Here is a 13953-nt window from a genome sequence, read left to right on the forward strand (position 1 = left end):
ACAAAAAAATCCGGAAACACCGTCATTACAACGATGTTTCCGGATTAATAACGTTACTCTAAGTATTTGACTACTTAAGGGTAACGACACCACCAACTTCTTCAAGCTTAGCTTTCATATCGTTGGCTTCGTCTTCTGAAACGCCTTCTTTGATGATTGAAGGTACGTTATCAACAAGACCCTTAGCATCTTTCAAGCCAAGACCAGTGATATCACGAACGGCCTTAATAGCCTTAACCTTTTGGTCACCGGATTCAGTTAATTCAACATCGTATGAATCCTTAGCAGCGGCAGCGTCGCCACCAGCAGCACCGGCAACAGCAACAGGGGCTGAAGCTGAGACATCGAATTCTTCTTCGATAGCCTTAACTAAGTCGTTTAAATCTGAGATTGAAGCTTCTTTTAATGAGTCGATAATAGCATCTTTATCAAAAGCCATTTTTTTGTTCCTCCATTTTATATGAACTTATATTTTAGTTTTTTTAACACACTGACAGCAAATTAAGCTGCGTCTTCGTCGCCTTTTTCAGCAACCGCCTTAACAGCGTATGCAACGTTACGAACAGGTGCTTGTAACAAGTTGGCGATCGTAGCCAATAATTCTTCACGTGATGGCATCGTAGCGTATTCTTGAACAGTTTCAAGATCAGCAACTTTACCTTCGATCACGCCACCCTTTAATTGAAGGGCATCAGCGGTCTTCGCGAAGTTAGCCAAGATCTTTGCAGGAGCAACTGGGTCTTCTTCAGAGAAGGCAACGGCAGTAGGACCAGCAAATACAGGTTTTAAGTCTTCAAATCCGGCCTTATCAGCGGCACGCACCATGATCTTGTTCTTGATAACGCGCATCTTAACACCGGCTTCACGTAATTGCTTACGTAAATCAGTTACTTGTTCAACAGTCAAACCACGGTAATCAACAACAATGGCTGATACTGAGCTCTTCAATTGTTCTGCAACTTCTTCGACTTCTTGTGCTTTAACAGCAATTGTTTCTTTACTCAACAGATTCACCTCCCAGAATTTTGGTTCAGGGATTTATAAAAAAATCCCTATGTCCACCAAGACATAGAGAAAAAACAATGTCCTCGGCAGGTAGATTAAGGCCGTTAAGCCGCCTGAGTCTTAGGTAGAGATATTACTTAACCTCTAGTAATCTATCACAGATCACCCACGGGGTCAATTGTTTTCAGAATTTAATCCTTAAAATGATGCTAAATCAACACGTACCGCTGGGGTAAAGGTTGAAGTAACAACTAAGTTTTGGATGAAAGTCCCACGTACTGAGGCTGGACGAGCTTTCACGATGGTGTCTTCAATGGTCTTGAAGTTACCAACTAACTTGTCAGTATCGAATGATACCTTGCCAACAGGAACGTGAACGTTACCGTCACGGTCAGTCCGGTAAGTCACCTTACCAGCTTTTGAATCGTTAACGGCTTTAGCAACGTCCATCGTAACCGTACCAGTCTTAGGGTTAGGCATTAAGCCTTTAGGTCCAAGAACCCGACCTAAACGACCAACTTGGGCCATCATGTCAGGGGTAGCGATTGCGACATCAAAGTCTAACCAACCGTCTTGGATCTTCTGAACTAAATCAGTTTCACCAACAAAGTCAGCACCGGCTTCTTCAGCTTCTTTAGCCTTGTCACCCTTAGCAAAAACGATAACGGTTTGATCTTTACCGGTACCATTAGGAAGGACAACCGCGCCACGAAGTTGTTGGTCGGCTTGCTTTGTATCAACGTTTAATTTGAAGGCAACTTCAACAGTTGCATCAAACTTTGCGAAATCCATTTTTTTAACCAAGTCTACCGCTTCAGTTACATCGTAAGCTTTGTCACGATCAACGAGCTTAGCGGCGTCTTGGTATTGTTTACTTTTCTTTGCCATCTAAGTGTTTTCCTCCTTGCAAATGTGGTTCAAACGGAGATTTCCTCCCACTTGACACATTCATTTTGATGAAGTGTCCGACATACTCAACAGTACTGAATTAGCCTTCGACGGTGAATCCCATACTCCGAGCAGTACCTTCGATCATGCGCATAGCTGCTTCAACGTCAGCTGCGTTTAGATCTTGCATTTTAGTTTCGGCGATTTGCTTAACTTGATCTTTGGTTACAGTTGCAACCTTCTTCGTGTTAGGTTCACCGGAACCACTTTCAACACCGGCAGCTTTCTTCAATAGAACGGCAGCAGGTGGGGTCTTAGTGATGAAGTCGAATGAACGATCTTCGTACACCGTAATCACAACAGGGATGATCATACCTGCTTGATCAGCAGTACGAGCATTGAAATCCTTTGTGAAACCCATGATATTGATACCTGCTTGACCTAAAGCTGGGCCAACTGGCGGAGCAGGTGTTGCTTTGCCCGCAGGAATTTGTAATTTAACAACGTTAGCTACTTTTTTAGCCACGAGACATTCCTCCTTAGTCCGTGATGTGGTAAATGGAGCTGAGTTTTTGCTCCTCCCACGTAAACGTGCATACGTGACGCACAAATATCATTGTAGCATATCTATTTTTCACCAGCAACCTTTTTTGTGGCTTCTGGATATAAAAACTGGACGATTTGGCGATCAACTTCATAGTTTTCATGTAATCGTGAATGGCGGGCATTCTTACCATGTACCACAAATTCTTGATACTGGTCACGCGTCGGTCGCAGTAAAAAGCGCAATGACAACGCACTATTCAGAGCGACAGCACCATCACTTTGCGCCGCATCGCCAATGTTACCCGCAATATTCAAATACGAAATCGTGTTTGGCAATCGTTGGAGCGTTCGCAAAAAATAATTATAAACGGGCGTGGTCTTAGTTGGTCCGGTCGCCGTCAACGGGTGGTTTTCAATCGGATACGTATTCTGCCCGACCTCACTATCATTAAACGGCGCACCAATTGTGACAACCTTGCGGACTTCCGGTAAATTGACCAGTTTGGCAGCTGTCGTCAAGTATTGAAAGAGCACCACACCACCCATCGAATGAGCGACTAAATTGATCGTCTGAACGTGCTCATGCGCAATCAAATACTGCACAACTGCCAAGACGCCCGCCGCCTGTTGCCGTACAGCAACGCGTGGCGTGGCAAAAATCAACTGTACCATTGGGCGGTAAGCGTCTAGCTCACCAGTCACATGGGGATGATTATGTCGATCAATCATTACGACTAATGACTTATTGGCGATGCCCCCGGCCGTAAAACGTTGGAGCATGCCACCAAAAGAGAACCGGTTGCCCGCATACCCTGGAATAAATAGCGTCACGGCGCTATCATCTGCTGAATTAGCCGACACCGACTGCCGCAAATGCTGCGGTCGCCCGTATTGCCAAAATTTAAAGGTGATACGCCCCAAAATACCGAGCACTAAGGCGCCGATGATGACTAAAATTACTTCTGCCAAGATGGTCCACCAGCTTACTTAAATTAATTACCGAATCTGGTCAACTTGATCGAAGTCCAATTCAGTACTTGTTTCCCGACCGAACATATTGATATTAACCTTGAGCTTCATCTTTTCGTTGTCAATTTCAGTAATTTCACCAGAAAGGCCAGAGAAAGCACCATCGATGATGGTAACTTGTTCGCCAACTTCAACGTCCAATTCGGTATGCCGAGCACTCATGCCTAGTTGATGCAAGATTTGTTCCGCTTCTTCAGGCAACAATGGCGTTGGTTTACTACCTTGCCCATGTGATCCTAAGAACCCAGTAACACCTGGCGTATTCCGAACAATATACCAAGCTTGGTCCGTCATGACCATTTCAACCAAAACGTACCCGGGGAAGATCTTCTTCATTTCAACTTTGTCTTTCCCATTCTTGACTTCATGAGCTTCTTCTTCGGGAACAACGACCCGGAAAATATTGTCTTCCATTCCCATAGATTGAATACGGGATTCCAAGTTAGAACTAACCTTATTTTCATAACCAGCGTAGGTATGTAAGACATACCATCTTTTCTCAACAGACTCGACCATTATTATTCTCCTTTAAAATGTCTTTTGGCAAAATAAAAAAACCTCGTTTGCACGAAGTTTTCTTTCAATGCCATTATTATAACAAAAATTTGTTCAAAAAGCCATTAATGCCAGCTTGTTAACATTTGTAATAATAATTGGATAATCCAATCAAATAAAGCGAAAAACGCCACGAAGAACAGTGATGTTGAGACAACTGTCCACGAATCACGACGATTTTCCCGCCAAGTTGGCCAGGTCACTTTTTTCATTTCATGTCCAACTTGACCAAAAAATTTAAATAAGCGCATGTCTAATCCCCCTACCGCGTTTCACGATGAAGTGTGTGTTTACCACAATATTTACAAAATTTCTTAACTTCTAAGCGGTCAGTTCGATTCGGGTTAGCATCAATCGTGTAGTTCCGCGAACCACAAACGGTACATGCCAGTGCAACTTTTTTCTGTGCCATCGACAAAACCTCCATAATAAATCAGGTATAACATTAGCATGGAACTTTTCGAATGTCAATTTCAGGCAGCGTCTTGTAAAAAGTCACGCATCTTCTTGCGGCATCGATCCGTGGCGTTGACCACTTGATCAACTTCCACTTGCCGACTCAATGCAATCCGTTCTGGCGATTGCCCTGCCAATAGATCCATAAAAACCAATCCTTCAAATGCCGAACAGATTGCTGGAAAAATCCGCACCTGCTCACGAACATGAACCACATCAAGGGTCGAGGCCCTTAGCGTCTGAATATTGCATAAGATATCCTCATCATTAACATCCAGTGATAAGATATCCCCTTCCGGACGACGCTTGCGAGCCTGTGTCCGCCGAATATGATCAATAATCTGATTACTCAATAGCACCCGGTAATAAGTGCCAAAGCTACATTGCCGTAGCCGTTGATACTTTTTAGCCGCTCGATAAACTGCAATTCGACCTTCTTGAAGCCAATCATCCTCGTCAAAGTTCCGGACATAGTATTGCCGCCGCAACCGCCAAACAACTGGCACATACTGCTGGGCTAATGCATTAATGCTTGCATCATCACCATCTGCTGCTAAGTGGATCAATTGCTGTTCATTCACGTGACATTCCTCGCTTCTGACTAGTTTCAGAAACTGCACCCCTGAGCATCTGTAATGCTAATATACCGGGTTAATTGTGCCGTCACAAGCGAACGAACGTTTCAATTCAGCCACCTCAGCACTCACAGAAATCCTCTTATACGCGGCTATCAAAACTACTATGATCGTCCTATTCATCAACCTAATAGTGCCATATCGCACTAATTATTAGTAATATCAAAATATTGCTAACGCCAAAGACAAGTGCGACCTACTTAAGCCCGTTGGCGACGAGTACGCGCGTCCGCTGGAGTTGCAAGAAGCCACTGCGCTGTCTAACCAACCGATTAATGCAATCGCCAGCGCAAACTCCGATAACACCAAAACTGTTATGACAAGCCATCCTAACATCTAGTGAACAGCAGCTGAACTGGGGCATTTGATTACTAGATATTTTAATACTAGAACTGCTTTCGAGCCTTAAATTGCCACTGGTTATCTTTTGCAAAATTTAAATATTAATTATGACGATTTAGAAACAACCCACGCTCGCGGCAACCACCTAATTACTTGTGATGATGTTTAACGTGATTGCGTTCTAGTTGTTGGCGGTATTGATCCAAGGCCGATAATTGATCCTCATTCCAGGGTGATTTACGAACGGCACCTAAATCCTGGGTACGCACGGCGGTATGACGCACATCTTTCAGTGCAGTCTTGACGCGGTGCCGTAATTCCAAAGCTGGTACTCGTAGCGCACCTTCCGAAAAGATTACCCATTGTTCTGCCTGATCACTAGTCGCAACCGTCACTTGAAGTACTCGCGATTGCTTTTCACCCGCGTACTTTTCGATATAACTGTCAGCGGTCTGGTCTTTACTCGTCCAAATAATCTCAAGATCAGCTTGGCGATAACTCTTAGAATTACCCGGAACGTACATCGCATCAAAAACCAGGCTAATATTAAGGCCCGTAATTTTTTTATACTCAGTCAACATGCTAATTAACTCGTCACGAGCTTGCGGCAACCGGTCCGTTTGTTTTAAATGATTGAGTTCTGGCCAGTTGCCAATCATATTGTAAGCATCGACAATCAATAATTGTTGTTTCATCTTATTTTCCCAGTGGATGCCGGGACGTGTAGCCTTGATAAATCAGAAGGCTGGCCGCCACACTGGCATTCAAACTTTGAACATGACCAATCATTGGAATGGTCAACATTTCGTCCACACTCTTCTTAAGTAATGGTGAAATTCCCTTACCTTCATTACCAATAATCAAACCAACGGCACCGGAAGCATCCCACTGTCGGTAGTCCGTCCCGTTCATATCAGTCCCAAAGATCCACAGACCGGCTTCTTGCAATTGTTTAACCGTTTGAACCAAGTTCGTCACCCGCGCAACTTTCACGTGTTCGATAGCCCCCGTTGACGTCTTGGCAACCGTACTGGTTAACCCCACGGCGCGCCGTTTCGGAATAATGATGCCATGGGCGCCAGCTGCATCGGCCGTCCGCATAATCGAACCTAAGTTATGGGGATCTTCGATATTATCCAAGATCAAGAAAAATGGCGCTTCATTCTTAGCCTTAGCAACAGCAAATAAATCATCAATGGTGGCATATTCAAAAGCAGCCACCCCCACAGCTACCCCCTGATGGTTGGCGTTGTCGGTTAAACGGTCTAACTTTTGTTTCGGCACGTACTGTACGATCAAATTACGTTTCTTCGCAATCTTGGCAATGTCATTCAGTACATCGGCCTGTAGACCGCTTTGAATAAAGACTTTGTTGATCTGTTGATCACTCTTGATTGCTGCCATGGCGGGGTGCCGCCCGATTACAAAGTCAGCTGCTGTTTGGTCTTGTTCGTTATTTGACACTGGAAACCCTCCCTTCATCAACTTGTTTAATACACCACTGTGCCAGTTCTGCAATTCGGTCCGCCTGCTGAGTCAATTGTAAATACCCAAAAACGGCTTCAAAACCGGTTGAGATCCGGTAAGTGACGACATCGGTATGTTTGGCCGACGTATGACTCTTGGCATTCCGTCCACGCTTAAAAACGTCCACTTCAGTTGGCGTTAAAACTTCTTCGGCCTGCATCCGTTCGATCAGTGCCGCTTGCGCTTTGGCTGAAACATAGTGGGTTGCGTGGTGGTGCAACTTAGTGGCTTTAGTAAAACCACTTTCAATCAAATGTTGGCGAATAAACGGTTCATACACCGCGTCACCGAGGTACGCGAGTGCAATCCCGTTTAATTGTTGATAATCAACTTGCATATTATTCCTTTCTAAACCGCACACCCTGAGGCGTATCTTCTAAAATAATCCCCTGAACTTTCAAATCATCACGAATCTGGTCGGCCTTAGCAAAATCCTTAGCTTTACGAGCAGCTTCTCGTTCATCGATCAGTGCTTGAATCGCGTCATCAGCCAGCGTCGCATTAACCATTTCAAAAGTGACGCCGAAGACGCCAGTCAACTGCACTAATGCCTTCTGTAAGGCAATCAACGTCTCTTTTTGAACCGTTGCCTTGGCTGCATAGACATTGGCTAACTTAGCTAATTCATACACAGCAGCCACCCCGTTTTGAACATTGAAATCGTCATCCATTGCGGTTCCAAAGTTAGTGATGAGTGTCTGTAACTGTTCTGCCACCGCAGTATCCGTCCCGTTCGTCGCATCTTGCAACCGGAACGTGAGATTACGATAAGCATTACGTAACTTATCCAAGTTATTAGCTGCCTCGTCTAAGTTGGCCTGCGTATATTGAATCGGTCGCCGGTACTGGGTCGTCGCCATGAAGAACCGTAGCACTTGCGGATCAACCGTTTTAATAATATCGTGGACCGTCACAAAATTACCTAATGACTTGCTCATCTTTTCGTTGTCATCGCCAACCGTCACAAAACCGTTGTGTAACCAATAATTGGCAAACGTCTTGCCGGTCTTCGCTTCACTCTGGGCAATTTCATTTTCATGATGTGGGAATTCAAGGTCCTGACCACCACCATGAATATCAAACGTATCGCCCAAGTACTTAGTAGACATGACCGAGCATTCAATATGCCAGCCGGGCCGACCCGCACCCCATGGCGATTCCCATGAAATTTCACCGGGCTTGGCTGCTTTCCAGAGTGCAAAGTCAATTGGATCTTCTTTACGATCGGTTTCTTCATCGGCAGTATGCTGACTGGCACCCACTTCTAAATCATCGATTCGCTGGTCAGATAACTGACCATACTTTTTAAACTTCCGTGCGCGGTAATATACGTCGCCAGCTGATTCGTAAGCATAGCCCTTTTCAATCAATGCTTGTACAAATGCAATGATTTCTGGGATATTCTCAGAGGCCCGCGGGTGAACCGTCGCTGGTTCAATATTGACCGCAGTCGTATCTTCCATAAAAGCTTTAATAAACCGGTCAGCAACTGCTGGTACCGTGGTGTGATCTTCAGCGGCACGTTTGATCAGCTTATCATCCACATCCGTGAAGTTGGAGACATAGTCAACGTGGTAACCGCAATATTCAAAATACCGTCGGATAGTATCAAAGGCAATTGCAGAACGCGCATTACCGATATGAATATAGTTATAAACGGTCGGCCCACAGACATACATTTTCACAACTCCGGGGGTGATGGGCTTGAACGGTTCTTTTTGACGCGTTAACGTATTAAAAACACTTAACATATTGGCGACAACTCCTTTCAATTGAATCATTACTTTTGATGATAGTTTACCATGTTTGAAACACAAATAAAAAGCATCCCTCGCACGGTGGAACCGAAACTCCACCATACAAAAGATACTTTCATATGCAGTCACGCGCCACTGGGTAACTTTCGCGATACTGAGATAACGCTCACCCGGGGACTAGCTTGCTGACCGCACGATGTATTAATTGCGTTGTCTTGCTGACGACGACCGCCACTTACGACAACCAACTAATATTTTAATAATCCATTCATTACTTGGCGAGTTCCGCAATCATAGCATCGAGATGCTTTTTGGTCGTTTCACGCCCTAATAATTCAATCGTTTCTGGTAATTCTGGCCCGTGCATTTCGTGAGAAACGGCGATCCGGATCGGCATGTATAATGCCCGGCCCTTGATCTTCGTATCCTTTTGAATGCTCTTGATCGTCTTTTGAATTGCGGTTGCTTCGAAGACGTCAATATCTTCGATTCGTTGCCGGAATTCCTTCAAGACAGGGAGTGCCGTGTCATTATCAAGTTCGGCCTTAGCTTCATCATTGATATCAGCCGGACCATTGAAGAAGAGATCTGCTAAATCAACGATTTGACCAGTATAGCTCATCTGGTTCTTAAATAATGAAACCAACGTCCGTGTCCATTCAATCTGGCTCATATCTGGGCGTTGTGGTAACCGGCCAGCCTTGATCAATTGGCGAATTGACATTGCAAAGACTTCATTTTCGTCAGCCTTCTTAATGTACTGGTTGTTCACCCATTCCAACTTCTTGCCATCAAAAGCTGCTGGTGACTTGCTCAACCGCTTTTCATCATACATTTTGATGAATTCGCGCTTACTGAACAATTCACTTTCGCCAACTGGTGACCATCCTAGTAGGATGATGAAGTTAAGCATTGCTTCTGGTAAGTAACCCAATTCACGGTATTGTTCGATAAATTGCAATACGGTTTCGTCACGCTTGCTTAACTTCTTACCGGTTTCGGTATTGATAATTAAGCTCATGTGGCCAAACTTCGGTGGTTGCCAACCAAAGGCTTCATAAATCATCAATTGCTTAGGCGTGTTGGCAACGTGGTCATCACCACGGAAGACGTGGCTAATTTCCATCATATGGTCATCAACAACCACCGCAAAGTTGTACGTTGGCATCCCGTCACGCTTCTTGATGACAAAGTCGCCACCAACCGTCTTGGATTCAAACGAAACTTTACCTTTAACCATGTCATCCCAAGCATAGGTCGTATTTTCTGGGACGTGGAAGCGAATAACGGGTTGGATACCAGCCGCCTTAGCAGCCGCGATCTTCGCCTGTTTTTCGTCTTCCGTCATGCCAGCAAATTCGTAGACGTAGTGTGGCATTTCCTTACGCGCTTTTTGAGCTTCACGTTGTGCCGACAATTCGTCTTCCGTCATGTAAGATTCGTAAGCTTTACCTTCATCAATTAATTGTTGAATCAACGGGTCATAGATTGATTTCCGTTCTGATTGACGGTAAGGGCCAAAGTCGCCACCCTTATCCGGACCTTCGTCCCAATCAATCCCTAACCACGTCAAATTGTCCATCTGACTCTTTTCACCGTCTTTAACATTCCGCTTTAAATCGGTGTCTTCAATCCGAAGAATGAACTTTCCCTTATTATGCCGGGCAAATAAATAGTTAAACAATGCAGTCCGAGCATTACCAATGTGTAAATGGCCAGTTGGACTTGGTGCGTAACGCACACGAATCTTGCTCTTTGCCAATGTGATTAACGCCTCTTTCGTATTTTTTCATCTTAAATGTTACGCCGGAACCTTTCTATCGACCAGAATATTCCGACTTTCACTTGCTTTTCCAGTTTACCATGTTTACCGCTAAAAATTAAGGTTTCAGACTGAACCCATTGTAAAAATATCGAAACAGGCCCTAATCGTACACTAACAACATCCCAATTTATTGATAATGAGCATTAACCCTCCTATTTTGTTGCGATTCGGCCGCCTCCCTTACGACGTCCTGGATTAGTCATCATTGAACAAAAAAACGGTAGCCCCCATCAAATGAGTTGCTACCGTTGAATCGCTTAACCTAGTGCCGATTATCGCGATTATTATTTCGATTATTACTATGATTATTGTTGTGCTTATTATTTCCATCCGCATGATCCGGAATTCCGCGATTAGCGTGCGCTAAACGGGCAAAAATCATTCGACCAGCATCCGTTTGTAAGGCGCTCGTTACAACGACATCCACCTTTTCATTGATGTAAAACTTCCCATCTTCGACGACAACCATCGTCCCATCGTCCAAGTAACCGACCCCTTGTTGGCGTTCGCTACCATTTTTGACGACCATGACATTCATCTCTTCACCAGGAATAACCCGTGGTTTCAACGACTTAGCCAACTGATTAATATTGAGAACTTGTACGTTTTGGAACTCAATCACCTTATTCAAGTTGTAGTCATTCGTCACGATCACACCGTTGACTTTTTTAGCCAATTGAATGAGTTTACTATCAACTTCTGGAATATCCTCAAAATCGCCCTCGTACATTTCAACCGGGATAATATTTTCATTTTGTAGCTTATTTAAAATATCTAGCCCGCGACGACCCCGCACACGTTTAATACTATCAGCTGAATCCGCAATGTACTGTAATTCATACAAGACGAAGTTCGGTACTAACAGTGTCCCTTCTAAGAAACCAGTCTTGACAATGTCGTAAATCCGGCCGTCAATCAAGATGTTGGTATCTAGAATCTTATAATGATGATAGTTCTGATCTGGCTGAGCATCAGTAATCTCCGGACTTGTTTCCTTTTCACGACGGCGGAAGTTGAAAACTTTCCGCCACTCGTCGATCCGGGTAGTCCCGACTCGCGCACCAATGTAACCAAAAAACAACATCAAAATAATTGGGACGACCGTGTTCAATAGGAATAATGGACTACGATTAAATAATTGCGAAATCAGAACCGCGATCAATAACCCAATAATAAATCCGATACTGCCAAATAAAAGTGTCATTGGGTTTTGCTTGGATAAGTTCTTTTCGACTCGATCCACCAGTCGTACAGCGGCATTGGCTAAGAACAATGACAAAACCCATAGAATCAGCGCCCCCAACAAAAAGTTGGTAAAAACGTTATTCAATAACACATTTGGTTGCGACAAAATTGTCGTCCACAAGAACGGCAGGTAAGTTAGTCCTAACGTACCCCCGACGACAATAAATACTAGTCGCACCGTTAACTTCTTCATGGCATCAGCCCCTTTTTAATAATTTGGTTGTTGTAATGCTAATTGGAGCGCTTCTTTTAGCGTGGCAACTCCAATTACTTCGATTCCAGTTGGGATATCCCAACCTTGCAGATTATTCTTAGGAATAAAGATACGTTTAAAACCTAGCTTAGCCGCCTCACCAACTCGAGATTCAATCCGGTTGACCCGCCGAATCTCACCAGTCAAACCGACTTCACCAACAAAACAGTCACTCGGACGAGTCTGCTGGTCACGATAACTAGAAGCCACACTGACCGCAATAGCTAAGTCAATCGCCGGTTCATCTAACTTAACGCCACCGGCCGCTTTCAAATACGCGTCCTGGTTCTGAAGCATTAGACTCGCCCGTTTTTCCAACACTGCCATAATCAAGGAGACTCGATTATGATCCAAGCCACTTGCGGTCCGCTTCGCATTACCAAAGACCGTTGGCGTTACCAGCGCTTGAACTTCTACTAAGATTGGTCGTGTTCCTTCCATTGAAACAACGATGGCGGAACCCGTAGCATCCTTCAGACGTTCTTCCAAGAAGATCTCTGACGGATTGGCCACTTCATACAAACCGCCCGTCCGCATCTCAAATATTCCCAGTTCATTCGTTGACCCGAATCGATTCTTGACTGCCCGTAAAATGCGGTACGTATGATGTAAATCACCTTCAAAGTACAAAACGGTATCAACCATATGTTCTAAGATCTTAGGCCCCGCAATGGCACCACCCTTAGTCACATGGCCCACAATAAAAATGGTAATGCCGTTAGTCTTCGCAATTTGCAGTAGTTCAGCCGTAATTTCACGGATTTGTGATACTGAACCAATCGCAGAGTCCATATCAGGTTCTTGCATCGTTTGTACCGAATCAATGACCACAAATTCTGGATGCGTCGATTCAATCGTTGAACGAATATTCGACATATCAGTCTCAGGATAAAGATAAAAGTCTTCACTGCTAACAGCCAGCCGGTCCGCCCGCATCTTCACTTGGGAGGCACTTTCTTCACCAGTCACGTATAGTACAGAACCACCCGTCTCGGCCAATTGCCCCGAAACTTGCAGTAGTAACGTTGACTTACCAATACCTGGATCACCACCGATCAAAACTAGTGAACCTGGCACAACACCGCCACCTAAGACCCGGTTGAACTCTTTCAGCTTAGTCTTGACACGCGGTGTCTTAGTCAGCGACACTTCTTTGAGTCGTTGTGGCTTAGCCGACTTACCCGCAAAGCTCACCCGCGACTTGCGGTCCGGTTTTGTATCAAAATGTTCTTCAGTTAGTGTATTCCATTCACCACAGTTCGGACACCGTCCTAAATATCGCGGTGTTGAATAACCACAGTTAGAACAAACAAACTGAGTTTTTGCTTTTGCCACGTACACACGTCTCCATTTCTCCGCCAACATATCAATTTAATGTTGGGTATTGGAATTTCTAAAATAATTACTTCATCCGCGTCACACTGTCATGAGTCATGATTAAAACGTGCCGTTTTTTAAATTTAAAAGCAGCCAGCTTAGGCCCGCTGGAAACAGTCCGGGTTAGCGTAAACTTGCTTAGTTAATTCGTCCTACACCGACCTCCAGGCATTTCTGCCAATTGCCGGAACGCGGTGGGCACAGATTTGAGCCGAAGCCCACGTCTTAAATACTGGCCTTTCACGCTTTTATGCCATATTGGTGAAACGTGTTCGGGTCAGACTGAGACTTCACACTCTTGCAGTACTGGGCATTGTCAGAAACACCTTCCAGTCGGGATGGTATTCGAATAGCTGATGAAGATGTACTCAACTTTTGATGAATTGGTCGTTGTTCTTCATAAACGGTAATTTTCTCAATCAACTGTCAGGCCGAAAATGATATTGTGATGACTTACTATTTCTGAGTTACCAGTCATAATACATTGAACGTTTCGACAAAGTAGAGATTACA

16 protein-coding genes and 1 other annotated feature are annotated in these 13953 nt (G+C 44.4%); all 16 genes read right to left on the bottom strand.

Features of this window, described 5'->3' with window-relative positions; all coding sequences use genetic code 11:
* Nucleotides 1-70 precede the first annotated feature (70 nt).
* A complete protein-coding gene (rplL, locus tag ACOV1R_RS10650; protein ID WP_003637775.1) occupies nt 71-439 on the bottom strand; it encodes a 50S ribosomal protein L7/L12 in 369 nt (122 codons plus the stop codon).
* A 62-nt stretch (nt 440-501) separates the two neighbouring features.
* Nucleotides 502-1005 carry a 50S ribosomal protein L10 gene (rplJ, locus tag ACOV1R_RS10655; RefSeq protein WP_003643933.1) on the bottom strand — a complete coding sequence of 168 codons (504 nt, stop codon included), beginning with the start codon at nt 1003-1005 and terminating at the stop codon, nt 502-504.
* A 29-nt stretch (nt 1006-1034) separates the two neighbouring features.
* Nucleotides 1035-1148: a sequence feature (ribosomal protein L10 leader region), on the bottom strand.
* Nucleotides 1149-1203: 55 nt separating this feature from the next.
* A complete protein-coding gene (gene rplA, locus ACOV1R_RS10660; RefSeq protein WP_003640943.1) occupies nt 1204-1893 on the bottom strand; it encodes a 50S ribosomal protein L1 in 690 nt (229 codons plus the stop codon).
* Between the two features lie 100 nt (nt 1894-1993).
* Nucleotides 1994-2419: a 50S ribosomal protein L11 gene (rplK, locus tag ACOV1R_RS10665; RefSeq protein WP_003640942.1), complete on the bottom strand. Its 426-nt coding sequence runs from the start codon at nt 2417-2419 to the stop codon at nt 1994-1996.
* A gap of 101 nt (nt 2420-2520) precedes the next feature.
* A complete protein-coding gene (locus ACOV1R_RS10670) occupies nt 2521-3408 on the bottom strand; it encodes an alpha/beta hydrolase (RefSeq protein ID WP_003640941.1) in 888 nt (295 codons plus the stop codon).
* A 27-nt stretch (nt 3409-3435) separates the two neighbouring features.
* A complete protein-coding gene (gene nusG, locus ACOV1R_RS10675; RefSeq protein ID WP_003643932.1) occupies nt 3436-3984 on the bottom strand; it encodes a transcription termination/antitermination protein NusG in 549 nt (182 codons plus the stop codon).
* Between the two features lie 104 nt (nt 3985-4088).
* Nucleotides 4089-4274 (bottom strand): preprotein translocase subunit SecE, encoded by a 186-nt coding sequence (gene secE, locus ACOV1R_RS10680; protein WP_003640939.1) that lies wholly within the window; start codon nt 4272-4274, stop codon nt 4089-4091.
* Nucleotides 4275-4285: 11 nt separating this feature from the next.
* Complete coding sequence (gene rpmG / locus ACOV1R_RS10685) at nt 4286-4435, bottom strand: 50S ribosomal protein L33 (RefSeq protein ID WP_003637768.1); 150 nt, start codon at nt 4433-4435, stop codon at nt 4286-4288.
* 61 nt (nt 4436-4496) lie between these two features.
* Nucleotides 4497-5060 (bottom strand): sigma-70 family RNA polymerase sigma factor, encoded by a 564-nt coding sequence (locus ACOV1R_RS10690; RefSeq protein WP_003644973.1) that lies wholly within the window; start codon nt 5058-5060, stop codon nt 4497-4499.
* A 545-nt stretch (nt 5061-5605) separates the two neighbouring features.
* A complete protein-coding gene (locus ACOV1R_RS10695; protein WP_016510973.1) occupies nt 5606-6151 on the bottom strand; it encodes an NYN domain-containing protein in 546 nt (181 codons plus the stop codon).
* A 1-nt stretch (nt 6152) separates the two neighbouring features.
* Complete coding sequence (gene rlmB / locus ACOV1R_RS10700) at nt 6153-6938, bottom strand: 23S rRNA (guanosine(2251)-2'-O)-methyltransferase RlmB (protein WP_003640935.1); 786 nt, start codon at nt 6936-6938, stop codon at nt 6153-6155.
* The gene (locus ACOV1R_RS10705; protein ID WP_003640934.1) at nt 6910-7320 is read right to left on the bottom strand and encodes a Mini-ribonuclease 3; all 411 of its coding nucleotides are present in this window, start codon (nt 7318-7320) and stop codon (nt 6910-6912) included. Before ACOV1R_RS10705 ends, rlmB begins: the two co-directional genes overlap by 29 nt.
* A gap of 1 nt (nt 7321) precedes the next feature.
* Entirely contained in the window at nt 7322-8734 is a 1413-nt protein-coding gene (gene cysS / locus ACOV1R_RS10710; protein WP_016510972.1) for a cysteine--tRNA ligase, read from the bottom strand.
* Between the two features lie 277 nt (nt 8735-9011).
* A complete protein-coding gene (gene gltX, locus ACOV1R_RS10715) occupies nt 9012-10502 on the bottom strand; it encodes a glutamate--tRNA ligase (protein WP_003640932.1) in 1491 nt (496 codons plus the stop codon).
* Between the two features lie 325 nt (nt 10503-10827).
* Complete coding sequence (locus ACOV1R_RS10720; RefSeq protein WP_003640931.1) at nt 10828-12003, bottom strand: PIN/TRAM domain-containing protein; 1176 nt, start codon at nt 12001-12003, stop codon at nt 10828-10830.
* A 15-nt stretch (nt 12004-12018) separates the two neighbouring features.
* A complete protein-coding gene (gene radA / locus ACOV1R_RS10725; RefSeq protein ID WP_003643928.1) occupies nt 12019-13398 on the bottom strand; it encodes a DNA repair protein RadA in 1380 nt (459 codons plus the stop codon).
* Between the last annotated feature and the right edge of the window lie 555 nt (nt 13399-13953).

Source organism: Lactiplantibacillus sp. YT640 (genome assembly GCF_049745435.1).
In the GTDB taxonomy this organism is placed as follows: Bacteria; Bacillota; Bacilli; order Lactobacillales; family Lactobacillaceae; genus Lactiplantibacillus; species Lactiplantibacillus plantarum.

Coding starts and splice junctions, on each gene's coding strand:
- ACOV1R_RS10720 (WP_003640931.1), bottom strand. CDS start 12,003: ATGAAGAAGTTAACGGTGCGACTAGTATTTATTGTCGTCGGGGGTACG.
- nusG (WP_003643932.1), bottom strand. CDS start 3,984: ATGGTCGAGTCTGTTGAGAAAAGATGGTATGTCTTACATACCTACGCT.
- rplL (WP_003637775.1), bottom strand. CDS start 439: ATGGCTTTTGATAAAGATGCTATTATCGACTCATTAAAAGAAGCTTCA.
- rpmG (WP_003637768.1), bottom strand. CDS start 4,435: ATGGCACAGAAAAAAGTTGCACTGGCATGTACCGTTTGTGGTTCGCGG.
- secE (WP_003640939.1), bottom strand. CDS start 4,274: ATGCGCTTATTTAAATTTTTTGGTCAAGTTGGACATGAAATGAAAAAA.
- ACOV1R_RS10705 (WP_003640934.1), bottom strand. CDS start 7,320: ATGCAAGTTGATTATCAACAATTAAACGGGATTGCACTCGCGTACCTC.
- rlmB (WP_003640935.1), bottom strand. CDS start 6,938: ATGAAGGGAGGGTTTCCAGTGTCAAATAACGAACAAGACCAAACAGCA.
- rplA (WP_003640943.1), bottom strand. CDS start 1,893: ATGGCAAAGAAAAGTAAACAATACCAAGACGCCGCTAAGCTCGTTGAT.
- ACOV1R_RS10695 (WP_016510973.1), bottom strand. CDS start 6,151: ATGAAACAACAATTATTGATTGTCGATGCTTACAATATGATTGGCAAC.
- cysS (WP_016510972.1), bottom strand. CDS start 8,734: ATGTTAAGTGTTTTTAATACGTTAACGCGTCAAAAAGAACCGTTCAAG.